Here is a 22,999-nt window from a genome sequence, read left to right on the forward strand (position 1 = left end):
AAAGGAGTGAACCCAGTTCAAAGGATTCCTGATGATATTTGCTATCCCATTATTTTTGAAAAATACTAGTATATTTAACAACTTTATCCTACTTTTATAGTCTAATACACTAGGAAGAATCGATGGAGGTTATGTAATGAAGTATTTAGCTATCCTACTAATATTTGTTGCAATTTTATCAGCCTGTCAATCAAATAAACCAGCAGCAAGTGACGAAATAACTACGAGCCAACAACCAACAGCTAGCATACCTTCAACCCCAGCTACACTTGCTAATGAAATACAGGCAGGATTTAAAGAAATCGCACCTGCCAGAGTAATTGCTCAATCAACGCTGCCTACAACATACAAGGAACTTGCCAATCATCCTATTGGCCAGAAAGGGCAGATTGTCTTTTATGAGAATACGGGAGATATGGTACGCTACGCTTATAAGGCGGGTAAGGCATTCTATCCAATTGGCGATATTGGAGAAGGACATTATTATGCGGACATTTCTATTCTGGAAACCAGGATTTTCGGTAAATCGCTTGTACGGATAAAGGGAGTTTGCGGTGCCAATTGCATGATGACCGATTATTTGCAGATTGATAGTAGTGGTGTAAGTTCTCTAATGTTCTTCGGTGGTGATGCGGCTCATATCGACTTGGATCAAGATGGTGGCCTTGAGATCCTATCTAGATTAAGTGGTACTATTCCAACCATTAAAATCGTGAAAATGCTAGGGCAACAATTAATGGAGACGAATGTAAATGAAGTTTTAAATACCGAAAAGGGCGTTCTATATGACAATGAGAAAAAACTCTTTACGCTTGGAGTAGATGACCAAATACGGGGCTATCGTCTAGATCCGAGCGGGATGTTCGTGCTAGAGCCAACCCCGTAGAGCACTGTTTGCCCAGTTATACCCACTTAAAATAGGAGCTCACCCCGAATACTGTATCAGCAGCATCAAATGGTTGCTAAAAAGGTTCGAAGGAGAGTGGTTGTTTTGAAGAAAGTAAAATTACTATTTATCACATGCCTGACTATTGCATTACTTAGTTTTGGTGTGGTCGCTTTTGCTAATGGTGGGACAAGTACCGACTCGGTTAACATATCGCATAAAATTGTAACCGGTAAATTCATCGCCTTAGAGGAAGAGAATACGAAGGTTAAGGTGAGTTTAGAAGCTGGAACGGAGCTTTATCCGCTGGATAAAACGATCTTAGTGCTTCGTGATAAAGAGAAAGCAGTATTAGCGAACCTGAAGGTTGGGGACAAGCTAGAATTTGCTTTTAATTCGAGTAACAAGGTTGCTTTCATTAAAGCTTACTCAGAAGCTTTCTTAAAAGCAGAAGCTGCAGCTTTATTAGCTACACCAGCACCAACTTTAGCACCAACGGCTACAGTTAAACCAACACCGAGCCCAACAGACGCACCAAAAGTAGTTAAACCAATCCATAAAGTGAAAGCTGTAGATCCAGCAATTGCCGCACTGAAAGACGATAAAGATAAAAAAGATTGTGATGGCAAGTTTGATGGTAAGAATGACGGTAAAGATAATAAAAACAGTAAGAATCATGCCAATAAAGAGAATGATCATCGCCAGGATAAAGATAATAAACACCATGGCCGTGATATACATGAGATGAAGAAGAACGGTTAATTGTAAAGTCCAATCCATTTCCTTCTGACCTGTATCCCTTTGCCTCAGGGAACTGAGCCGATGGGATTATAGGGAGTAGCCGGTGTACCTAATTCATTAATTTAATAAAAGTAAGCCGCTGAAAAACCACAATTAATTAGAGATTGTGGTTTTTTGGTTTACAAGCATTAGCGGTTTGTTGCCTCTCTAACGGACTAAAGTTTATAATTAGAATAAAAAAGCAAGCTGCACTGGCGGATCAGCTTCGGGTTGGAGGTTAACTGCAGGCTGCTTTACTTGAATAGGCTCTTTAGATTGAACATTATATTGCTCCAAAAGGGCATGAATTTGCTGCTGAATGGGCTTGCGATAATCGGGAGCTGCATGAGCGGAGTGCAGGTATAGATCAGCATATCGCCGAACTAAGTGCGGATAATGCTCTTGGAGTGTCTGGAAAAACCAAACCTTAACGGCTCTTGTGCTAAGTCTTAAGTAGGAAGGCATGACAAATTTAGTTTGGTGGATGGAAGCTTGCTGGATTAGTGCTGTAAGATCCTCTATCCCGTCTGTCAGATAAGGCAAAATTGGTGCCATAAATATACCGGCAGGAATACCAGCTTCATTCAGCTTTTGGACCGTTTCTAGTCGTTTCATCGGGAATGGCGTTGAGGGCTCGGTATTCCTCCAAACCTTTCGATCCAAGGTAGTCAAACTAATATTAACGGAGACTATTGGGATTTCCTTAAGCAAATCCAAATCACGAAGGATAAGTGGTGAACGAGTAGTGATCGTAGTAGGAAGCTGATACTTAGCAAGCACTTCAAGGCATTGACGAGTTATTTTCATTTTTCCTTCAATGGGCTGATAAGGATCTGTAGCTGTACCAATCGCTATTCGTCCAATTGCAGCTTTATGCTTCCCAGCGCGGGTCATGCGCTTTAGTTGCTGCTCTAAAGCTTCAGCTGCATTGGATTTGAGGAGGATATGATTCTGAAAGCTATCATCGGCTTCAAGCCCAAGAAAGCTATGTGTCGAGCGGGCATAACAGAAGCTGCAGCCATGCTGGCAGCCGCGGTATGGATTGATCGATTTTTCAAAAGGCATTAAGGTAGCCTTCACATCATTCAATAAAGTTTTGCACGTTATGGGTTCATATTGGATGCGAGAGATGATATTCACCGCCTATTTATATAGAACGTACGTTCGATTTAACAGTACCAAAATAGTCCACTAATGGCAAATGGTAAATAGAAGATATAGCACATATTTTTAGGATCGGGGTGGAGTGAATATGAACGAAGAGCTGCAAGAATGCGAGAAATTAATCCAATCGTACATTGTGCGGAATTCAGAAGAGGACGGATTTGTAGCTTATGAAAATGTACAAGCTGCCTTAACAGGAGTAAGCATAGTTCTAGGCAAGGCGCAGGATAATATTCAGAATCAAGATTATGTTCAAGCGGTGAAGCTTTGTTTGACTGTCTTGCATGCGATGATTCTACTATTGGAATCTGCCGATGATTCAGCAGGGTATGTAGGTGATGCGATCACAGATGCTTTGGAATTGATTGGTACGATAGCTCAAGCGGAAGTCTCCTTAAACAGTATGCAAAATGCTAGTTTGTTCGAGCTGTTAACGGATGAGTCCACAAACGTAATTTACGATGGTTGGTCGGAATGGAGCTTAACCTTGCTGAAGGTTTGTGTTAGTCTCACGGACACATTGGATAAGAGAGTGGTTTTAGAGGGGTATTTTCAGAAGCTGCTAGAGCAGAATCAAGATAACACGTGGGTAGCGGATCGATTAAACGAGCAAATCAAGAATCTGCTGTATCAATTGATATTGAAGCATGAAGGAGAAGGGCAAGCGGCTGAGTTTAATAGCAGTAATTTAACCATTGCCAGCTTTCGCGAGCGAGCAATTAAGGCTGAAATGGATAAAGGAAATTATAAGCAAGCGGAACAACTGGCACTAGAGGGAGAAGAACAAGATCATGAATGGAATACGCTGGTCTTTAAATGGAAGCAGCTGCGGTATGAAGCGTATAAGCGGTCGAACCAGTTAGAACAGCAGCAGAAATTAGCCGTAGAGTTCGTGTTGAATAACCACTTTAACTACTATGCAGAATTGAAACTAACCTATGCTTCGGCAGATTGGTCAGAGATGTATCCCCATCTAATTCAAACCTTAGAACAGCAGCAAAACACATTCCAAAAGGTATACACACAAATTCTAGTTGAGGAAAAAGAGTGGGCTAAGCTGCTGGAGTATGTTAAACAATCTCCATCTCGAGTTGAGCTGTTCTATACCTACTTAATAAAAACATTTCCTGGTGAAGTCTTTGATTTATTTAAGCAGCATATTGAACAGATGGCATCACAAGCAAGCTCACGCAAGGATTATAAAGCGGTTTGCAAGGTGATTCGACTATTCAAAAAAGCAGGCAAAGACGCACCCGTGCAAGAAATTGTTCGTAAGCTGCTTGAGCTATATCCGAAAAAGCTGGCATTTCAAGATGAGTTGTCACAAATATAACGTAGTAATCAATAATTAAGCGATTCTTGCAGATAAGCTACTGCGAGGGTCGCTTTTTTGCTGTTTATTTCTCGAGTGCATTTCCTTTTGGGTGTTATCCCTTTCCCTCAGCATACGTGGCTGACTGACTTGTAAATCTCATGCCACCTGCAAATATACAGTTAAATTCAGTAATTAACATAAATTTAAGGGTTTTGCCTGCAATTATACAGTTTGCCTTCTCCTAAAAGCTTGAAATGGGCTATTATTGGGCCTTTTCATAAACTCTAACTGGATATTTGCAGGCAGAATGCTCATTATTTGCTTTTTTATCCAATGAAACTGGATTTTCGCATTTTCATTCTCATCTACCTGGGGGATTACGGACTAGTTACTTCAAAAGTTACAGCAATAGTTACACCTATAGCTACATCAACAGTTACATCAAAAATTAATACATCAATAGTTACTGAGGCAAGGGGATACAGCCCAAATGGAAGTGGAGACCCTTATTATTCTACAATAGTTTCACTCGTATCTTTACATCGTAACAATGTTATGTTACGATGTGAGCAACAAAGGAGGCAGACAATTTGGAAGAAGATCTAATTTCGAAAAAAGAACTTTTAGAGCTCACGGGTATCTCTTACGGACAGTTATACCGTTGGAAGCGTAAAAACCTGCTGCCAGAAGAGTGGTTTATTCATAAATCAGCCTTTACAGGCCAAGAAACTTTTTTTCCTAAGCAGCAAATATTAGCGAGAATCGATAAAATCATGCACATGAAGGACGGCTTGTCGCTAGATGAGCTGGCGAATATGTTCTCAACTGTCCCTTCAGACCTCGCAATTACCAAAAAAGAGCTTATTGAACGAAACATTGTTTCGACAAATACTGTGGATTATGCTGAGCATCATGTAGGTAATCCGACGCTTTATTCCTTTGAACAAACCTTATATCTGTATTTACTGGAGCATTGCTTACAAACCGGTGAGATGAACCTCGATGAAGGGAAATATTTGTTGCAGACTCTTTTAGAGCATTATGCGAAATTTGATGGGAAGAATTGTGATCTGATTTTTATTCGCAAAATGGGGATTTCAGCGTTCTTACTTGTTTCATTGGGGAGCGAGATCTATTTTGAGAGTGGTGTAAAGATTATTCTGCGGGTTAATGTAGCTAGAAGTATTGAAGAATTGAAGCTGACCTTAACGGCCAGGTAGAGGAGTGTAATCCATGGATAAAGATCGCGTACGTAATCTAATCATAACGGGTATGGGGAGTACAAATGGTGGAAGTGTCTACTTAGCCAAAATTGATGGTAATGGAACGGTCACGGGAGATTTGGAATGTGCTGTTTTCACTGTTAATGGTAGAGCCCATATGCACGGGAGTGTTAAAGCAAACTCGGCTGAAATAAATGGAACGATTACTATTGAAGGCGACCTAATCGCGGAGAGTATTAAATTAACTGGAAGAGCGATTGTAAAAGGGAAATGTGAAGCTGAGAAGTTTAAGGTCAATGGTCGATTTGAGATGGATGCACTAAATGCAGGGAACATTCAAGTTACATTACACGGAGGTAGCAGCGTCGTTGCAGAGATTGGCGGGGAGTGGATTGAAATTCGCAAGCCACGGGGCATCGCCGTAACCAAGTTGTTGAATGCACTTTCGATCCCACCTTTCGACAAGCTGAAGGCTCAAACCATCGAGGGCGATGATATTTATCTGGAATATACAATGGCTGAGGTTGTAAGGGGCTCCAACGTAAGCATTGGGCCGGGCTGTGAAATTGAGCTTGTAGAATATAAAACGAAACTAGATCTGCATAAGGACTCTAAAGTATCGAGATCCACACAAATATAATAGGTTGTAAGAATGGAGGCATTGATAATGGCAAATTTGATAAAAGGTAAGCCCGTTATAGGGAACTTAAAATCAACCGGTGAAACCTCCTCAATTGGCGGTAAATATAACAAGGTCAACATGATTGGTGAAGGAAAAATCGACGGCGATGTAGATTGTATCCAACTGAAGTGCATAGGAACGTTGGATATGGAAGGTCATTTGAAAGCAGGGGAGATCAGAATTGTTGGAACCTGCTCCATATCTGGGGATATCCAAGCGGACGCCATTAGGATTACAGGGTCTGTAGTTGCTAGCGGGAATGCCAACTTCAAAAAACTTCAATGTTCAGGCTCAATAGAAGCTCGCGGGAATCTGCACAGTGAACATATTGACTTAAATGGCCATCTAATTACAAAAGGCGACTGCGAAGTGGAAGTGTTCAAGGGGCGAGGAATCTTCACAATTGGCGGTATGTTGAATGTGGGGGAGCTGGACATTAAGCTTTATCATAATTGCGAGGCAAAAGAAATTGGTGCAGAGCAAATCAACATTCGTCGAGCAAGCTTGATCAATCATTTGAACTTCTTTTTTAAGCCGTCTTCAAGTGCAACATTAACGGCTTCAATAATAGAAGGTGATGAAATCTATCTCGAGCATACGAAAGCCAAGATTGTCCGTGGCAAGAATGTTACTATTGGGCCTGGATGCGACATAGGACTCGTCGAGTATGAAGAGCAATTTATCAAAGTTAAAGACAGTCTCGTTAAAGAGAATCATAAAATATGAATAGTGACAAAAAGGATGTCTCTGTGATGTCCTTTTTCTATTAGTATGACCTATTGCAAAGGACACCGAGACGGTGTCTTTTTGCTTTCTACCAGCACTGTCCCCCAAGGAGTCTTTCAAAAAAGATCGTCAGTTATGAAATGAAATGTTATCTTAGGGTCTATGAGAACACATAACCTTCTCAAGAAGGAGAACCTATGAACCTTAATTTCCTAAAAAACCTCTAATTGCCTATACGGATTAAATTTATTGTTCTGTTTTTCATTTTAATCACCGTTCCGTTTGCTGTAAGCGGTTTTGTGACGTACAACAAATACACCCGCAACGTTGAAGATAATGCTCAGACAACAGCACGAAGACGGTTTGAAATTCATTGGGTTCGACGCTTTTGAATATAAGTGAGTTTATTCTCATCTGCAGTAACTAAAAATACCGCCTAATGCGGTATTTATTTGCTGTATGGACTAGCAGAATATTAGCTTAATTGCATCATATAATCGGACGAATTTTCTTCTAATGAATCTGTGAAGACTCGATCGGACAGGAAGTCCTCAATGGCAAGCACCGCTTCATGGATATCCATGTTGAGAACCGAGACAGAATAATATAGGATGTGATCATAGAGGGTTTCAAATCTGCTTAATTCCGTTGTGATATCCTCCAATGATAGTAAGTAGGTCATGTGTTGTCGAACCAGCTTGTCCGTTGTTTTTAGCATAGTTGCCTCCATTAATAATTAGTGATAATAACAGATTATAATGGCATTTCAATGAGAAATTTGTTGGTTTATGCTGGCGAATTAACAAAGTTTTCAACAAAACACTTCGACACATGTACAGGTGACTTTTTTGTGAGATAGGAGGTGCTTTTAATGAATGAAAAGTGGATTACAAGTGTGGGGATCGATATTGGGACCAGTACGACTAAGTGGATCCTTTCCCGATTAAAGCTAACAAAAACCTCTGGTGGATTCGCACTGCCACGCTATGAAATAACGGAACGACGGTTAACCTACGTCAGTCCAATTTATACAACGCCACTTATCAATGAACTAGAAATTAATATGGAGGCTTTGTCTAAGCTACTGGAACAAGAATATATCAAGGCTGGTATTAGTCCAGAGATGATCGACACAGGTGCGATCATAATTACGGGTGAAACGGCAACGAAGCATAATGCTGAACAACTCGCCCATCATTTGGCTAAGCATGCAGGTCAGTTTGTCGTGGCAACAGCAGGTGCGGATTTAGAATCTCAGCTAGCAGGTAAAGGTTCTGGTGCAGAAGCTTATACCAAGAAGCGGGATGGTGTTGTTGTTAATATTGATATTGGCGGAGGTACGGCTAATGCGGCGTATTTTCGAGATGGGGCAATGATAGCGACAGTAACAATGCACATTGGTGGGCGGCTTATTCGCTTAGGCAAAAAAGGCTTTGTAGAATATGTATCTCCCCATCTGAAGCTTTGGGCCGAGCGTAATGTTGCGGTGAAAATGCCGATAGAAGGTGAAGCTTATATTTTCACTTTCCTGCAAGCGCTGGCTCGCCAGCTGGTAAAAGCGCTTTTAGACGGTATTATGGGCATTGAACCTGTTATTAGAGGCGCTAATCTGGAACCACTTTTGGTTGCTGGAGCGCTAGGTCCGTTGCCCGAACCTGATGAAATTTGGATTTCTGGTGGTATCGGCGGCTTAATGGACTTATCTACTCTGGATAATATAGAGGAAGCAACAAGATTCGGCGATATCGGTCCTTTGCTGGCCTCAGCTCTGCATGAGCAATCCGCTATTTGCTCAGTACCCCTCCGGCAAGCTGAGGAAACAGCACGTGCAACCGTTATTGGAGCAGGCACGCAAACTACAGAAATTAGTGGAGCGACATTGTATTATGACGACGGTGTTTTACCGCTGCGGAATATACCTGTGGTTATATGTGAATGGCCTAAAGCTGATGATAGTGAAACGAATCTGGATGAAGTAGTCCGAGCAGTTATGAATAGAGCCGCAAAAGCATACGGAACTTCCATTTCCGATCCCCCATTCGCTCTAGCATTAAGGGATAATCGGTATATGACTTATAAACGTCTGCAACGACTTGCTGATATAATAGTCTTAAGCTATAACGAAGTGGCGCAGTTTGCCAGAGTATTACTCGTTATTTGTGAAAATGATATGGCTAAAGCACTTGGGCATGCGTTAAGAAATCGACTTCCAGCCAGCATGAAGCTCATTTGCATAGATCAAATCAAGCCAGCTGCTGGAGATTACATAGATATCGGCAAGCCTCTAAAGGAAGATATTATACCCGTAGTCATCAAAACGCTTGTCTTTAATAAGCAAGAAAGTGGGGGTGAATGACAATGAATTTATCGATCACGCTGTTAGGTCAAACCTACTTGTTTCATGATCTAAAAGAGGTCTTTGCCAAAGCAAACGAAGAAAAATCAGGTGACCAATTGGCTGGAATTGCAGCAGTGGATTCGGCAGAACGAGTAGCGGCTAAATATGTGCTGTCCCAGCTAACTCTATCTGATATAAGGGAGCACCCCTTGCTTCCTCCCGAAGTAGATGAGATATCAAGAGTAATTGAAGAGGATCTAAACGAAGAAACGTATAACTCCATAAAAAATTGGAGGGTTGCCGAGCTGCGGGAATATCTGCTGCGTTCCGAGGTTACGGGTACGGACATGCATAGGATTGGCGATGGCATGACTAGCGAAATGATCGCAGCCGTCTGTAAGCTGATGACCAATCTTGATTTGATTCAAGCCGCATCCAAGCTAGAGGTGATTACGACCAACCGGACCACAATCGGGTATGCAGGAACTTTGGCCTCCAGAGTACAGCCGAATCATCCGACCGATCATATAGGAGGCATGAAAGCATCGTTATTCGAAGGGCTTGCTTATGGAATAGGTGACGCAGTCATTGGGATCAACCCAGTTAATGATACAACGGAGAATATTAAAGCATTGCTGCATGCATCCCATGAAGTCATTAATCACTGGTCGATTCCGACTCAGAACTGTGTGCTTGCTCACGTGACTACACAAATGAGAGCCGTCATGGATGGCGCTCCAGCGGATATGCTGTTTCAAAGCTTGGCAGGTACAGAAGAAGGAAATCGCGGATTTGGGATTAGTCTGCAGCTGCTTGAAGAGGCGGATGCTTTAATCCGTGAGCGTGGTACAAGCAAAGGTGCAAACCGCTGGTATTTTGAGACAGGGCAAGGCTCTGAGCTATCATCGGAATCCCATCATGGCATTGATCAAGTGACGCTTGAGGCACGTTGTTATGGTCTTGCTAAGCGTTTTAAGCCGTTTATTGTTAATACGGTAGTAGGCTTTATTGGCCCAGAGTATCTCTATGACAGCAAACAAGTGTTGCGAGCAGGCTTAGAGGATCATTTTATGGGCAAAATGCATCGCTTACCGATGGGCTGTGATATTTGCTATACCAATCATATGAAGGCGGATCAGAATGATATGGACAATCTGGGCATTCTGCTTGGATCCGCAGGTGTTAATTTTATCATTGGTGTGCCCATGGCGGATGACTGTATGCTCAATTATCAATCAACAAGCTACCACGACATTGCTACAATCCGCGAGATTCTGCAAAAAAGACCTGCACCCGAGTTTGAAGCTTGGTTAGAGCATAATGGGATTATACGGAATGGGCGATTGACTGCAAATGCAGGAAATGGGGCTTATTTTGTATATTGAGATAGGAGGTTAGAAAATGGATAAAGTGCAGCAAGCTCAATTGTTCGAAAAGATGACGTTGCAAACACCTGCACGTATTGGCGTTGGCAGAACTGGAACGCGCCCTTTAACGGAAGAGATATTAAAGCTGCGTTTAGCTCATGCGCAGGCAGTTGATTCCGTTTACGGCGAGGTTTCCGCTGTAACTTTAGAGGCATTTGGTTTATTTGCAGTCAACACGATGTTTGGTGATAAAGAGACCTACCTAAAGCGGCCGGATAGAGGCAGAGTATTGACCGAGGAAGCGGGAGCAGAAATCACAGAACGTTGTGTGCACAAACCACAGGTGCAAATTGTGATATCGGATGGACTTAGCGCCAAAGCAGTGGATGATAATTTACCGGATATTCTGCCAGCTTTAATAGATTCTTTGGCTATCAACAAGCTGGGATCGGGTACGCCATTTTTTGTGAGGGGTGGCCGGGTTGGCTGCATGGATGATATTGGGCGATTGCTAGAGCCAGAGGTGCTTGTTTTATTAATTGGTGAGCGGCCAGGTCTAGAGGCGGCAGCCTCGATGAGTGCTTATATGTGCTATCAGCCAAGACCAGGCAAGAAGGATTCTGACCGTATGGTGATTTCTAACATCCACCGCAGAGGAACTCCTCCTATAGAAGCGGGAGCACACATTGGCACTATCCTCCGCAAAATGATCGAGCAGCAGGTCAGCGGGGTTAATTTAATCCTATAACATAGAAAAACACCGGAGTCGGTGTTTTTTTGTGTTCATTAGAGTAGCGATTGTAAAAAATATTTACCGTCTGCCTCTTAGCAAATTAATGATTAATGAAATTAAAGCGACGACTAGTAGAATATGAATAAATCCACCTGCAACGTGAAGTGAGAAGCCTAAAAGCCATAAGACGAGAATGATAATAAAAATGGACCATAGCATAATGTATGTCCTCCTTAAAATTTTATTGCTTGCTTGATAAGATATAACCATATGTCTATTTCTCTAAACATTTATTTAGAAGAAGTTTATTAAATATTGCTGTTTAAATAAGTTCAACGGCTTTAGGTTTAAAAATCATCTATTATGCTGAACAATATAAAGTAAATAATTATTGTTATCAGGAGGATGAGTAATTATGTTCAAACGGATGGATGAAATTTTGATTGAGATCCCTGATGTCGAAAAACCAGATCCAAATGCTGCGGCAGCCGTACAAGAGCTGTTAGGTGGGAAGTTCGGGGAGATGTCTACGTTAAATAATTACCTGTATCAATCCTTTAATTTTCGATCTAAGGAAAAACTTAAGCCCTTCTATGATTTGGTAATGAGTATCACGGCTGAGGAGCTTGGCCATGTAGAGCTGGTCTCACATGCTATCAACAAATGTCTACGGGGTTCAACGCAGTATAAAGAGCCTGATGCTACCCCGCTTGGTTCCGTAAAAGACGCACGTTTGTCGTACCATTTTCTAGCTGGAGCTCAAGGTGCTATGCCGTTCGACTCTACAGGTAACCCTTGGACAGGAGCTAATGTGTTTAACAGTGGCAATCTGGTCGAGGATTTGCTCCATAACTTCTTCCTCGAGGTCGGAGCAAGAACACATAAAATGAAAGTTTACGAAATGACAGATCATCCTTCAGCACGTGCAGTAATCGGCTACCTTTTGGTTCGGGGTGGAGTCCATGTCGTTGCTTATGCCAAAGCATTGGAAGTTGCAACTGGCGTTAATGTAACCAAATTAATTCCGATTCCCTCGTTAAACAATAAAGCATTCAACGAAGCGAGAAAATACGAGGAAAAAGGCGTTCATACGAAGCTATACACGTGGAGCGATAAAGATTTTAATGCCATTGATCAAATATGGAAAGGCACAAATCCAGAGGATGGCTTGCCACTTGAAGTTATCAAAGGTGTACCTAAAGGCTATGCGATTCCAGAAGCTCCTGCTGTGGACGAGGAATTCGCACCTGGAATTTCCCCAGAGGATTTTAAAGAAATTGCCAACCGGCTCAAAATGGCTGGGAATATTACATAAACCGCCCATTATAACGATAGTAAAATAACCAGAATTAATTATGAAAAGCATACTAGAATAATGGAAGAGCAGTGAAATACTAAATGGTATTTTTCTGCTCCTTTTTAATTATAAAAAAACTATATAGTGATTAGTTACATGAAATTTGTATATAATTTTCTTAAAACTTATTATGACCAATAAGAAATTGGCCTTTCATCGAAATCAAAGGTGGAATAGTAAATGATTAATGAAAATCTTACTATATTGGAGAAAAAGGTTCCCCTATTTATTGTAACAGGCTCTAGTGGATCGGGGAAAACCTACGTTATCAATGAACTGCGAAGAATATTGCAAGATTTTGATATCTTTGATATCGATAATCTCCGCGAAATAGGTATTTCCGACGAGCAGCAAATCCTAAACATTTGGCTTAGGGTTGCACGAAATACTGCTGAAAGTGGACGGATGACTATAATATGTGGAACAGCAATGACTTGGGATATTGAGAAATGTATGGACTTTGCTTATTTTAAGCATGTGTATTACCTGAATTTGCATTGTGATGATGAAACTCGTGAGAAACGATTACGTGAAAGAAATTGGTCAGAAGAAATGATTCAAGACTATAAGAAATTTGCAAAATGGTTATTTGAAAATGCGGATAAGGAATATACCCCGCCAATGCCGATTGTTGATACAACTTTTGCCGATGTAGCCGATGTAGCAGCTCAAATAAAACAATGGGTTTTACAATACGCTTGAACGGATAAGATAGCTTAATAAACTAAACCCTATTTTGCCATCTGTTTACAGGCACTCGTGTCAGGAATATACTTTAAATACATTTATGTGCTGGATGATTGGTGTTACTATGCGCACTATGAAGGAGGCAAATTTATTATGAAGCTTAGGTGTATGATATTAGACGACTACCAGCAAGTGGCGTTTACTGCCGCAGATTGGTCTCGGATTTTGGACAAGGTGGAGGTCAAGAGTATCGATCGGCATATCGATCAACTGGATGAGTTGGTCGAACAGATCGCCGACTGCGAGATTGTCGTGCTTATGCGTGAACGGACTCCCTTCCCCGCATCGTTACTTGCCCGGCTCCCCCGCTTGAAGCTGCTAATTACCACAGGCATGCGCAATGCGTCGATCGACCTGACCGCAGCCGCTTCGCAAGGCGTTATCGTTTGCGGCACGGGAGGAGCAGGCAACGCAACCGCCGAGCTCACTTGGGCTTTGATGTTGGGGCTTGCCCGCAACATTGTGCTGGAGCATAATGCGATCCGCAACGGTCAGTGGCAAAGCACTATAGGAGCAGATTTGTACGGCAAGAAGCTTGGCGTACTTGGACTCGGCAAACTGGGCAGCAAGATCGCCAAATTTGGCCATGCGTTCGGTATGGATGTCACGGCGTGGAGCCAGAATTTAACGAAAGAACAGACTGACGAGGTTGGAGTTAGATTAGCCGCTACCAAGGAGGAGCTTCTGGAGAGCAGCGACTTCGTGTCCATTCATCTTGTATTAAGCGACCGGACAAGAGGATTGATTGGTGCTGCAGAGCTCAAGCGTATGCGCCCTTCGGCATATTTAATCAATACGTCCCGCGCTCCGATCGTGGATCAAGCTGCACTTGTCGAAGCTTTGCAGAACCGCTGGATCGCAGGCGCCGCAGTAGATGTGTTCGAGGTGGAACCGTTGCCGAAGGACGATATCTATCGGTCGCTTCCAAATCTACTTACTACTCCGCATATCGGCTATGTATCGAAATCGACTTATGAGGCTTTTTATACAGACGTGGTTGAAGATATTGAAGCTTATCTATCCGAATCGCCGGTTCGAACGCTTTTGCCGTGAAACTATAGTAACAAGATATCCATTTTGTGGTAATATTAAATACAATATTGCTATTACTATTTGCTTGTTGATACATGGGAGGTAAATGTGTGATTTATGTTGTAAGACATGGACAAACAGATTTGAACAAAGAAGGAAGGCTTCAGGGAGACAAGGTTTGCAATTAAACGAATATGGAAAACAACAAGCTTACTCCCTAGCGGAATGACTTGAAAATATCAAATTTGATTATGTTTATTCTTCCCCGCATGAAAGAGCCATCCAAACAGCAGAGATTGCAACTGGAGTGAAGCCGATAATTGATAATAGACTTGATGTATTTGACTTAGGTGAGGCTGACACTCTGAAAAGAGGCGAAGTTAAGATGGCTGGAGTAGTTCCTGATTCTAGTGTGTATAGAGGCGTCGAAGATATAAATAGCTTCATAAAGAGGATTTTCGAATTTATGCATCAACTTAAGAATGCTTACGGCACAGAAGATATTAACATTTTGCTTTCTGGGCATAGATGTACAACAGGCGGTATTGGTGCTTATTTTGAAGGTATTCCAATGGATGGCAATGTTTTAAGGTATTCATCAGATAATGGACAATATAAAGTTTATAAATTCAATTGAAAGTCGTAAGCGAATAGAATAGAACGCACCACACGCAGTATCGTAGTTGACCAATACCTCATAACGGGTTCGAAAGCTAAATTAACCGCCTCGTGATAAGGCGGTTTTTAGTTTTGTAGGAAACAGGAAAAGATGTGAAGGTATCACTAGTGGTAGGATTCCTCTTATTGGGAATCCTTGGTCAGATGCTGTTTAAGCGAGGTTTTCTTCAGCACTAACTGCTTGGCGAGATCAGCTTGTATACGAGTAATGTTTTTGATTTCTTCGTTTAACTTATTTATTCGCGTCATTTTGCTGCTTAAATCGCTGGGCGATTGGCTTAATTTCACATCTCTTTGCAATTGTTTAACCTTGGATTGTGCTTTTTCCTTTTTGTTCATTTCGTGAATGCTTTTGCTTTCTATGTCAGCAACTTCTCGTTGTAACAGATTGACAATCGCTTTTGTGAAATTAATGGACATTTAAACACCTCATAATCATTTAGTGTAGTTGAGTCATCATTTTACTATAAAAAACTCGGTTAAGCGAGAAGTAGAAGTGTAAGATACTTCTTCTAATGGCAACAAATAATGGTACAATAATCCATAAATGCTACGTCAAATGGATACCAACTGCAGAGTTGCACTCGATTCAATTGTACCCAGAAATTAATCAAGATATTATTGATTATTATACCGGCAACAAGTACCGCAATTATGTTGAAGAACATGAAATACAAATTAGTAAGAAATTATGCTAACGGGGGGAATGAGTATGACTTTCTTGTCACGCAAGATCATTTTCCTGAAGATACTAATCGCTATGGTTATATTATTTGTTTCCTGTGCCACAGTAAAAAAAGTAGGAAATGAAGAAATTCATACATTTTTGAATGGCCTGCTCATAAATCAAAACGAAATTGAAAAAATGACAATACGGCAAATTGACCCATCCCTTGAAGTAAAGTTCTGGCTAAAAGATGATAAAATTGATCCTCAGTTGCGGGATGAGATATTCAAAAAAACGAGGGACTTTCTTGTATTAGAAAGCATTCAAGCCAAGATTGAGCAAGAGCATCTACTGGGTATACAGCTTGGATAGCCAAGAGCCGAGTAAGTGTATATTAGTCCAACCCAATAATGACGAACATACTACATGTGAATAATTGGGGAGTAGTAGAACAACGGAAAAATAAATTAGGGTGTATTGCTCCACCCATCACTGAACTTTTAGGACTAAACGTGAGTCTATATATAAAAGTCAAGAAAAGTAATTTTGAGACAGAATATAGATCAATTAGTAAATGAGAAAATTTTTCGATAATTATGATTTAATTCTGAAGTTTGAGGGATATAAAGATATCCACATGAATTTAGAGTTGAAATCCTTTTGGTTCGAAGGAAATGATCTTTTATATCGAATATCGGAACTTATTGATCCTCCTAGTCAATGGGATCGATATTTAATTCGTTCTAATATTGGAAACCTGATGTATGATTCATTTGAGAAAACCATATTAGGCAAGGGTGTTTATACAGATGGCAGTGAGATAGAAAATAGGGTTAAACTGTATTATGATGGAGATGTTCGGTTAAGCGTAAATAAAGCGGAAATGGTCATAGGTCCATTTTTTCGTCAAATGATATAATTTGTACAATTAATGATAATGCTCTAAACAAAGGAACTATCACTATTGGTTTACCATTTGCCAAGACTACAATTTCATATCTATTAACAAAGCAAGAGCTTATACAATCCAACTTAATCGCATCCGAACTTAAAGAAAGTCAGATTGCAATCAACGAAGATTATATAAAATCTATTTCTGAAAACATAATTTGTTCGCCGATGGATACACATTAAATATAAAGAGGTCCATTTTGAAAGAGATCAGGAAAGAGAAATACCACCATTCTCTTACTATCCTTGATTTATACAGAGAAAGGGGATGAAGCATTGAGCAAAAAACAAACGCTATTATTTAAATTTTCAATTGGTTTGAATATTTTATTAATTGTATTTGCAGCTTGGGGATATGTACATATTAATCGTGTAAAAGAACAGATACTCATTACTGAGGTACAACATAATTTAGTAGAGTTAGAAGGATTAATTGCTAATCAGAAGGATAATAATTGGTCAGAGCCCAACTTGGTAACGACTGAATTGGGAGACGTATTGAACGGAATTTCGCTTGGTATCTCAACTGACGGCCAATTAGGAATTCCCTCCAAAAATGATAAGAAAATTCTTAATAACTTACTTTATAAATTAAGGCAATTTCCTAATGATGAATTATATAAGTTTGCTGAATTAACCAAAGAGGACAAAGATAATTTTGAAAACTTGCAAAAAATACTCCGTGAGGTTGGGTTAGGGTTAAATATTACAGTTAGTGGTGATATGAAATATTTTATAAAGCAAGCGCAGGAATTAGCAGCGAAAATCGAAGTTCCACTTAAATAGGTTTCTGAATAGGGGTTATTGGAGTAAATGGAAGTTAATATTTCAAATGAAATATACAAAGAACTAAATCAGTACGTTTTGGGAGTAAAGAACCTACTTTCAGCCTCAGCAGCATCAACTTTCATAATACATAATGATTGTATTGTTAATGAATGGTATACAGGAATTCATGATATTACTGAAACCGGTCGTTTGGTGGATGCAGAATCTAAGTTTAATATAGCATCAACCCGCAAAACTTATTTGGGGTTTGCCATTAGCCTTGCTCTCCATGAAGGAAGAATAAAAAGCATTAATGACTATGTTACAGAATATTTAGATGACCTGAACAAAGATCTAATGGGAACTACAACAATACGGCATTTGTTAACTCATACTCATGGTTTGCAAGGGCATAACAAAAGAGTATTTTCGCCGGGAACTGACTGGCAGTATAATAATGCAGGTGTTAATTTGCTCATCAAAATTATTCACAAGGTATTTGATAAACCACTTGCAAGTGTAATGGAGGAAAGACTTTTTAGTCCCTATGGATTTACTCAGACTGCTTGGGTAAAAGAGAAAAATGATAAACTAATTTGGCTTGACGAAGATTATATAGGAAACCAAGGCAGTGATGCGAACCTCTTTGTAAGTACAAAAGAATTAGCCTTATGGGGATATATTCACTTAACAAAAGGAAAATATATGGGGAGGCAAATTCTACCTAGCTCCATATTTGAGCAAGCTGTTGAAATTGTTACTCCTTCACACTTAGATGAGATTTTACCTCGGAATGGATTTTTCTGGTGGGTGCAGGATAAGGCACGTGCTATGTCAGAACTAGGAAGCGAGGTTCCTGTAGGATCATATCAATCCCTTGGATTTTACGGTAATGCAGTATTAGTCATTCCTGAGTATAATGCGGTAGCAGTAAGAATGTTAAATCAAATCGCACCTAATCCTCCAGAATATGATTATATAAAAGACATACAAAACTTTGGAGACATTGTTTGCAAGTGTATTTTATTACATAAATCTATAATGAAATCTCGGGATTAACTTCTTGAGAATGGAGTTGCATGGATGAAAAGGTTAGTGATAATCACAGTCGGTAAAACACATAGCGGGAAAACTACATTTGCTAAAGAATTAGAACAGCACTTACACAACTCGGTCGTGATTGACCGAGATAACCATGCTGAATTCATCAACACATATTATAAAAACTTGTTACCTATACAGGGAGCTAATACACTCAAGAACGACATCTCTCGAACAATTGTAGATTATGCAGTTAATGAAACAAATTTTCATCTCATTTTATGTAACGCCAATCGTGGACACAAAGGTCGGTTGGAATTGCTCGAACGTTTCAATCAGAAAGGATTTGTCAGCATACTTGTTAATTTTGATATCCTCGATCATATTCTTCAAATTCGAATTGCGAATAGTCAGCGTAGCACAAATATTTTCAGGAGTGCCTCCAATTTTGAAGAAGTATTTAGTCGGCAACAAGTTGAGTCTCATAATGGTGAGGTGATTACACCAACAGAAGGGGAATCAGACCATCTGTTTGTAATCAAGGACAGTAATGAAGTTCAGGCCATCATTCAAGAAATTATGAATATCGCTCAAAGCTTGTGAGGAAAGGGCTGGTAAGTAATGGGTTTGCGAATTATGCACCTTATTATTGCTAATCAGATAGCTGACCAATTATCATTAAAAGATAAACCAACATTTTTGTTAGGTGGAATTATACCTGATGCTAGATCTACCAAAGAGTTATCCCATTTTTTTGTCGGAAGCCATACATTAAGTATAGTGATAAAACTCTTGATTGCTCAAAAAAGGACATAGAACAATGTGTTAGTGAAATTATAGAGCAAATACAAGTAAGTGAATGAACAATATGGAGGCAGCATATGAATATCAGAATAATTCAAGATAAAGATAACAGCGCCATAGAAGCAATTATTCGGAATTGTTTAATCGAGTTTGGCGGGAATCGTGCAGGGTTAGCATGGGAAGACGAGAGTTTAAGTCATCTGTCCGTTTATTATTCCCATGAGGGCAGGGCATATTGGGTTGCGTTTGATTCAGATGGGAAGATACTTGGCGGCTGCGGGATTGCGGAATTTGGTTCTTCTTTGGAAAGGATTTGCGAGCTGCAGAAGATGTATTTGCTTCCAGAGGCGAGAGGAACGGGCATTGCGGCGGAACTGCTAGTGACTGCACTTCGGTTTGCAACACAGTATTATAAAGCTTGCTATCTGGAGACGCTGCAAAATATGCATTCAGCTAACCGCTTTTATGTGAAATATGGCTTTGAGCAACTGAAAGCACCGCTTGCTGGTTCCGACCATTTTGCATGCGATGCATGGTATATTCGTGATTTGTAATTATTTGAATAAACTTTATTAGATAAATATCAGCGAAAGGAATGAAATGAAATGAAGAAAAAAGTACTGGTGAAATTGAATGATCTAATTGGTGAAATTGAAATTCAAATTGATGAGACATTTACATATATAAACACTCAAACAGGAGAAATTATTACTTTATCGAGAGAAGAGATGAGAGCGGCAGAAGATGAAGGGCCACTTGAAAACTATCCAGATTGGCAAAGAGAGAACATTGAAAAAGCAATACAAATTATAGAGGATGAAAATGAGGTTTATCTCGATTTCACACTAAGAAACGGGTTTCATGAGTATGAAATTATAGAAGAATTTATTGGGACAATAAGCGACACAGAGGTTCGAAAAGAGTTGTTTGGAGTCATTCAAGGAAGAGGCGCATTCAGAAGATTTAAAGACGGAATCAGAGAACATGAAGTAGAAACACAATGGTATGAATTTAAGGAGAAAAAGTTAAGGGAACTAGTTATTGAATGGTGTGAAGAGAATGGCCTTGCAATAGAGGAATGATGAACTATTTGTGCTGTTCAATAACCCCCAAAAGGGGATTACCGCTTACTACAGGATGTGGGTAATACTGGCCCCGCAATGCATGTTAGATTTGAAGAGCGATGATGATTTTATGTGATCAAACAGTAACTAAGTGGCTCATTTCTATATTAGCGAATACAATTTGGTATCAGTTTAGTTCAATTAATAGCAGAAGCTATAAACAGAGATGTTTGTAAAGGAGCGGGACAATTGAATCACGAAATAATAATTAACTTACCAATAAAAGCAGATGAAGTACCAACCTTAAGGGAATTGGTCGGATGGGACGGTAGATACAGTGACTATCCTTCACTATTTGAACGTTGTAACTTTTGGGCGGGTCTTAGATATGAAACAAATGAGTTGATTGCATTTGGCTACATTGCTGGAATGGGATTAGAGCATGGCTACATGGAAGATATAATTGTACATCCGCAATTTCAGAAAAAAGGAATCGGTCAAGCCTTAGTAAAGAAATTACTGGAGGAAGCAGATCGTATTAGATTAGAGATTGTAACATTAACCTATGATTCAAAGCATACAGCGTTTTATTCAGAGAGTGGATTCGTACCTTGTTCAGGTGGACTTTGGAGAAGAAAAGTCTGAACTAACACAATATTCTATTACAACGAAGACGAGATAGAGATGCATGGGGATTACCAGGTGGCTCAATGGAACCAGGAGAAGAGATGGAACAAGTAGCTACAAGAGAGTTGTACGAAGAAACTGGTTTGAAAGCACATGAACTTCAATTATTCGAGTCCCCCGGATATTCCGATTATTAATAAATTTCTTGCGTTACGTTAAAAAACTTATTTTTTAATCATGAGGGGTGAAAAAATGATAGGTAAGTTCGTTTCAATGTTTATGGGACTTTTATTCTTTCAGGCTCCTTTATTAAACTTTTCGCCTGATGAGGTAGTGGAATACGACAAAATCTACTCCGATGCCATTAGTAAAAATACTGAAATTATATATTCAAGTAGTTATCCCAAATATCGGTTTATTCAATACATTTCCTCTACCAAGTCTGTAATATTGCACGGATCAAATAACAAGGAAATTCTGGAATTCGAAACTAGAAGACAGACTTTTTATAATGGACAATACGTTGAGGCGGTATTTGGAACAAAAAATGGAATATGGTCTTTATTTTATGCTGTATTCGATCGGCAAAAATTAGTTAATAATTATAGAAACGCTTGTTTAAAAGTACGTAAATACAAAAAAAACTATTATTTCTTCTCTCTGACTCGGCAAACTATGAATAAAAACCCTTGGACCAAGGGTACTGTATATTTTCTACCCCAAGAAACTTTTGAAAGTACAAATAGTTCAATTGTTTCGTTTGATGAATGGATAAGCAGAACACCCGTTACACCAATTACAAATATCACTGTGGAGCCACAAGATTTTTATTTTGTAGATAAGGTTTCATGTCATAAGGCTAATGAATCGATTTTTATTTCGTGGTTCCTTTATAAGCTTAGAATAAAGGTAAAACTTATTTTCCGAAGCTGACGTTTTTCCAATCATTATTAATTGTGACCCTTATCATGATCCTCTTCTGATTCGTTCGAATCCTCATTATTTCCGGTATTATCTTGGGAATCTGAATGATAAACCATTTCACCGCCATAATGGCCCGTCATTGTAATCGTAAATCCACCACCTGCACAAAGCAATAGGAGCAGCAGAGTCACAATAGCCGGCCTTCTTCGTAAAAATATCAAATGCAAAGCCAAAACAGCTGCAAAAATAATCAAAGTAGCTACCGCAAAAAATTCATGACGCTCCAGCAACATATTGATATCTTTCCCTTGCACATGTTCAGCAAAATCTTCTGCCCCGTCTCCAGTAAGATAAGCAGCAATACCTGTGATAAAACCAATGGAAAGCATAAAGATCGCAATTGTATTAAAAATATTCTTCCAAAGGGAGAGGAACTGGGCAATTACCCCCATCGTCAAAAGAGCAACGGGAAAATGAACAATTGCAGCATGCAGCGGTTCAGGAATCATAAGGGAACTTCCTCCTATTGTTGGTTAGTTTAATAGCAATACGCTGAACCGAAAATATGAATAGTGTGGTAGAATTGTTAGATTAAAGCATCTTATCAACGAAAGGTGGAATAAAAATGAATATATTTATCGACCAAAATGGTGATTCTAAGGTCGCAATTGTAGATAACTCTGACATCATAATACACAATGTTCAAGATGCATTGGATTTAATGGCTTCTATTAGTTACAACAACGATGGATGTTATAAAATAATAATTAACAAATCGAACATAACTAAGGATTTCTTCGAGCTAAAAACCAGACTTGCAGGTGATATACTGCAGAAATATGCGAACTACAAGGTTAAGCTCGCTATTGTTGGAGACTTCGCCCGGTATAACAGCAAGAGTTTGAAGGATTTTATTTATGAGTGTAACAACGGCAAGCAGGTATTCTTTTTAAAAGATAATCAGGATGCACTTCACGCTCTTCACAGTATCAATTAATTACCACTATTAATGGTGAACGATAGGAGGTCTTTCATTGAAATCGAAATATTCCCTCTTCGGTGTAGTTACTTCTGTGGGATGTATAATTCTGTGTGCCATTTTTTTGTTATGGAATCCGTATTCAA

Annotated in this window: 31 protein-coding genes; 26 read left to right on the forward strand and 5 right to left on the reverse strand. The window is 39.7% G+C overall.

Annotation, left to right across the window (positions count from 1 at the left end; translation table 11 throughout):
- The first annotated feature begins 136 nt into the window (after nucleotides 1-136).
- The gene (locus EHS13_RS02450) at nucleotides 137-886 is read left to right on the forward strand and encodes a putative periplasmic lipoprotein (protein WP_155698842.1); all 750 of its coding nucleotides are present in this window, start codon (nucleotides 137-139) and stop codon (nucleotides 884-886) included.
- A 105-nt stretch (nucleotides 887-991) separates the two neighbouring features.
- On the forward strand, nucleotides 992-1,648 hold the full coding sequence (locus EHS13_RS02455; RefSeq protein ID WP_155698843.1) for a hypothetical protein: 657 nt from the start codon (nucleotides 992-994) through the stop codon (nucleotides 1,646-1,648).
- A 207-nt stretch (nucleotides 1,649-1,855) separates the two neighbouring features.
- Here the strand turns inward: EHS13_RS02455 and EHS13_RS02460 are convergent, their stop codons facing one another.
- The gene (locus EHS13_RS02460; RefSeq protein ID WP_227013988.1) at nucleotides 1,856-2,746 is read right to left on the reverse strand and encodes an SPL family radical SAM protein; all 891 of its coding nucleotides are present in this window, start codon (nucleotides 2,744-2,746) and stop codon (nucleotides 1,856-1,858) included.
- A gap of 172 nt (nucleotides 2,747-2,918) precedes the next feature.
- On the opposite strand from EHS13_RS02460, the gene EHS13_RS02465 reads away from it, so the two are divergent.
- From EHS13_RS02465 to EHS13_RS02480, 4 genes are all read left to right on the forward strand, one after another.
- Nucleotides 2,919-4,163, forward strand: a complete 1,245-nt coding sequence (locus tag EHS13_RS02465; RefSeq protein WP_155698844.1) for a hypothetical protein — start codon at nucleotides 2,919-2,921, stop codon at nucleotides 4,161-4,163.
- Between the two features lie 572 nt (nucleotides 4,164-4,735).
- The gene (locus EHS13_RS02470; RefSeq protein ID WP_155698845.1) at nucleotides 4,736-5,365 is read left to right on the forward strand and encodes a YhbD family protein; all 630 of its coding nucleotides are present in this window, start codon (nucleotides 4,736-4,738) and stop codon (nucleotides 5,363-5,365) included.
- A 13-nt stretch (nucleotides 5,366-5,378) separates the two neighbouring features.
- Nucleotides 5,379-6,008: a polymer-forming cytoskeletal protein gene (locus EHS13_RS02475; RefSeq protein ID WP_155698846.1), complete on the forward strand. Its 630-nt coding sequence runs from the start codon at nucleotides 5,379-5,381 to the stop codon at nucleotides 6,006-6,008.
- Nucleotides 6,009-6,035: 27 nt separating this feature from the next.
- Nucleotides 6,036-6,776 (forward strand): cell shape determination protein CcmA, encoded by a 741-nt coding sequence (locus EHS13_RS02480; protein ID WP_155698847.1) that lies wholly within the window; start codon nucleotides 6,036-6,038, stop codon nucleotides 6,774-6,776.
- A 475-nt stretch (nucleotides 6,777-7,251) separates the two neighbouring features.
- Here EHS13_RS02480 and EHS13_RS02490 read toward each other — a convergent pair whose 3' ends face one another.
- Nucleotides 7,252-7,494: a hypothetical protein gene (locus EHS13_RS02490; RefSeq protein ID WP_155698849.1), complete on the reverse strand. Its 243-nt coding sequence runs from the start codon at nucleotides 7,492-7,494 to the stop codon at nucleotides 7,252-7,254.
- 153 nt (nucleotides 7,495-7,647) lie between these two features.
- On the opposite strand from EHS13_RS02490, the gene EHS13_RS02495 reads away from it, so the two are divergent.
- From EHS13_RS02495 to eutC, 3 genes are read left to right on the forward strand one after another with little or no spacing between them, the layout of a single operon-like run.
- Nucleotides 7,648-9,132: an ethanolamine ammonia-lyase reactivating factor EutA gene (locus EHS13_RS02495; protein ID WP_155698850.1), complete on the forward strand. Its 1,485-nt coding sequence runs from the start codon at nucleotides 7,648-7,650 to the stop codon at nucleotides 9,130-9,132.
- A 2-nt stretch (nucleotides 9,133-9,134) separates the two neighbouring features.
- On the forward strand, nucleotides 9,135-10,499 hold the full coding sequence (locus EHS13_RS02500) for an ethanolamine ammonia-lyase subunit EutB (protein ID WP_155698851.1): 1,365 nt from the start codon (nucleotides 9,135-9,137) through the stop codon (nucleotides 10,497-10,499).
- A 16-nt stretch (nucleotides 10,500-10,515) separates the two neighbouring features.
- A complete protein-coding gene (gene eutC / locus EHS13_RS02505; protein ID WP_155698852.1) occupies nucleotides 10,516-11,229 on the forward strand; it encodes an ethanolamine ammonia-lyase subunit EutC in 714 nt (237 codons plus the stop codon).
- Between the two features lie 63 nt (nucleotides 11,230-11,292).
- Here the strand turns inward: eutC and EHS13_RS02510 are convergent, their stop codons facing one another.
- The gene (locus EHS13_RS02510) at nucleotides 11,293-11,433 is read right to left on the reverse strand and encodes a lmo0937 family membrane protein (protein WP_155698853.1); all 141 of its coding nucleotides are present in this window, start codon (nucleotides 11,431-11,433) and stop codon (nucleotides 11,293-11,295) included.
- Nucleotides 11,434-11,629: 196 nt separating this feature from the next.
- Here EHS13_RS02510 and EHS13_RS02515 point away from each other — a divergent pair, with 196 nt between their 5' ends.
- The 5 genes from EHS13_RS02515 (at nucleotide 11,630) to EHS13_RS37120 (ending at nucleotide 14,987) form a co-directional block, all read left to right on the forward strand.
- Entirely contained in the window at nucleotides 11,630-12,529 is a 900-nt protein-coding gene (locus EHS13_RS02515; protein WP_155698854.1) for a manganese catalase family protein, read from the forward strand.
- 222 nt (nucleotides 12,530-12,751) lie between these two features.
- Nucleotides 12,752-13,273: an AAA family ATPase gene (locus tag EHS13_RS02520; RefSeq protein WP_155698855.1), complete on the forward strand. Its 522-nt coding sequence runs from the start codon at nucleotides 12,752-12,754 to the stop codon at nucleotides 13,271-13,273.
- A gap of 138 nt (nucleotides 13,274-13,411) precedes the next feature.
- Nucleotides 13,412-14,371 (forward strand): D-2-hydroxyacid dehydrogenase family protein, encoded by a 960-nt coding sequence (locus EHS13_RS02525; RefSeq protein ID WP_155698856.1) that lies wholly within the window; start codon nucleotides 13,412-13,414, stop codon nucleotides 14,369-14,371.
- A 74-nt stretch (nucleotides 14,372-14,445) separates the two neighbouring features.
- Nucleotides 14,446-14,538, forward strand: a complete 93-nt coding sequence (locus EHS13_RS37115; RefSeq protein ID WP_264373571.1) for a histidine phosphatase family protein — start codon at nucleotides 14,446-14,448, stop codon at nucleotides 14,536-14,538.
- A 92-nt stretch (nucleotides 14,539-14,630) separates the two neighbouring features.
- The gene (locus tag EHS13_RS37120) at nucleotides 14,631-14,987 is read left to right on the forward strand and encodes a histidine phosphatase family protein (RefSeq protein ID WP_319633431.1); all 357 of its coding nucleotides are present in this window, start codon (nucleotides 14,631-14,633) and stop codon (nucleotides 14,985-14,987) included.
- 164 nt (nucleotides 14,988-15,151) lie between these two features.
- On the opposite strand, the gene EHS13_RS02535 is transcribed toward EHS13_RS37120, so the two are convergent.
- A complete protein-coding gene (locus EHS13_RS02535; protein ID WP_155698857.1) occupies nucleotides 15,152-15,448 on the reverse strand; it encodes a hypothetical protein in 297 nt (98 codons plus the stop codon).
- Between the two features lie 95 nt (nucleotides 15,449-15,543).
- On the opposite strand from EHS13_RS02535, the gene EHS13_RS36545 reads away from it, so the two are divergent.
- The 11 genes from EHS13_RS36545 to EHS13_RS02590 all read left to right on the forward strand — a co-directional run bounded on the left by EHS13_RS36545 (nucleotide 15,544) and on the right by EHS13_RS02590 (nucleotide 21,883).
- Nucleotides 15,544-15,726: a CCDC50 family protein gene (locus EHS13_RS36545; protein WP_227013765.1), complete on the forward strand. Its 183-nt coding sequence runs from the start codon at nucleotides 15,544-15,546 to the stop codon at nucleotides 15,724-15,726.
- Nucleotides 15,727-15,740: 14 nt separating this feature from the next.
- Entirely contained in the window at nucleotides 15,741-16,067 is a 327-nt protein-coding gene (locus tag EHS13_RS02545) for a hypothetical protein (RefSeq protein ID WP_155698858.1), read from the forward strand.
- Between the two features lie 202 nt (nucleotides 16,068-16,269).
- Nucleotides 16,270-16,614 carry a hypothetical protein gene (locus tag EHS13_RS02550; RefSeq protein WP_155698859.1) on the forward strand — a complete coding sequence of 115 codons (345 nt, stop codon included), beginning with the start codon at nucleotides 16,270-16,272 and terminating at the stop codon, nucleotides 16,612-16,614.
- A 308-nt stretch (nucleotides 16,615-16,922) separates the two neighbouring features.
- Nucleotides 16,923-17,432, forward strand: coding sequence for a hypothetical protein (locus EHS13_RS02555; RefSeq protein ID WP_155698860.1), 510 nt, complete (start codon nucleotides 16,923-16,925; stop codon nucleotides 17,430-17,432).
- A 27-nt stretch (nucleotides 17,433-17,459) separates the two neighbouring features.
- Nucleotides 17,460-18,473: a serine hydrolase domain-containing protein gene (locus EHS13_RS02560; RefSeq protein WP_155698861.1), complete on the forward strand. Its 1,014-nt coding sequence runs from the start codon at nucleotides 17,460-17,462 to the stop codon at nucleotides 18,471-18,473.
- Between the two features lie 24 nt (nucleotides 18,474-18,497).
- Entirely contained in the window at nucleotides 18,498-19,058 is a 561-nt protein-coding gene (locus tag EHS13_RS02565; RefSeq protein WP_155698862.1) for an ATP-binding protein, read from the forward strand.
- A 278-nt stretch (nucleotides 19,059-19,336) separates the two neighbouring features.
- Nucleotides 19,337-19,813: a GNAT family N-acetyltransferase gene (locus tag EHS13_RS02570; RefSeq protein WP_155698863.1), complete on the forward strand. Its 477-nt coding sequence runs from the start codon at nucleotides 19,337-19,339 to the stop codon at nucleotides 19,811-19,813.
- A 51-nt stretch (nucleotides 19,814-19,864) separates the two neighbouring features.
- Nucleotides 19,865-20,341, forward strand: coding sequence for a UPF0158 family protein (locus tag EHS13_RS02575; RefSeq protein ID WP_155698864.1), 477 nt, complete (start codon nucleotides 19,865-19,867; stop codon nucleotides 20,339-20,341).
- 231 nt (nucleotides 20,342-20,572) lie between these two features.
- Entirely contained in the window at nucleotides 20,573-20,968 is a 396-nt protein-coding gene (locus EHS13_RS02580; protein WP_155698865.1) for a GNAT family N-acetyltransferase, read from the forward strand.
- An 11-nt stretch (nucleotides 20,969-20,979) separates the two neighbouring features.
- Complete coding sequence (locus EHS13_RS02585) at nucleotides 20,980-21,147, forward strand: NUDIX domain-containing protein (RefSeq protein ID WP_155698866.1); 168 nt, start codon at nucleotides 20,980-20,982, stop codon at nucleotides 21,145-21,147.
- Nucleotides 21,148-21,202: 55 nt separating this feature from the next.
- On the forward strand, nucleotides 21,203-21,883 hold the full coding sequence (locus tag EHS13_RS02590; protein ID WP_155698867.1) for a hypothetical protein: 681 nt from the start codon (nucleotides 21,203-21,205) through the stop codon (nucleotides 21,881-21,883).
- Nucleotides 21,884-21,900: 17 nt separating this feature from the next.
- On the opposite strand, the gene EHS13_RS02595 is transcribed toward EHS13_RS02590, so the two are convergent.
- The gene (locus tag EHS13_RS02595; RefSeq protein WP_155698868.1) at nucleotides 21,901-22,383 is read right to left on the reverse strand and encodes a DUF2231 domain-containing protein; all 483 of its coding nucleotides are present in this window, start codon (nucleotides 22,381-22,383) and stop codon (nucleotides 21,901-21,903) included.
- A 116-nt stretch (nucleotides 22,384-22,499) separates the two neighbouring features.
- Between EHS13_RS02595 and EHS13_RS02600 the strand changes: the two genes are divergently transcribed.
- Nucleotides 22,500-22,871, forward strand: coding sequence for a DUF4180 domain-containing protein (locus EHS13_RS02600; RefSeq protein WP_155698869.1), 372 nt, complete (start codon nucleotides 22,500-22,502; stop codon nucleotides 22,869-22,871).
- The last annotated feature ends 128 nt before the right edge of the window (nucleotides 22,872-22,999 follow it).

The organism is Paenibacillus psychroresistens, assembly GCF_009728935.1.
GTDB classification, from domain to species: Bacteria; Bacillota; Bacilli; order Paenibacillales; family NBRC-103111; genus Paenibacillus_AC; species Paenibacillus_AC psychroresistens.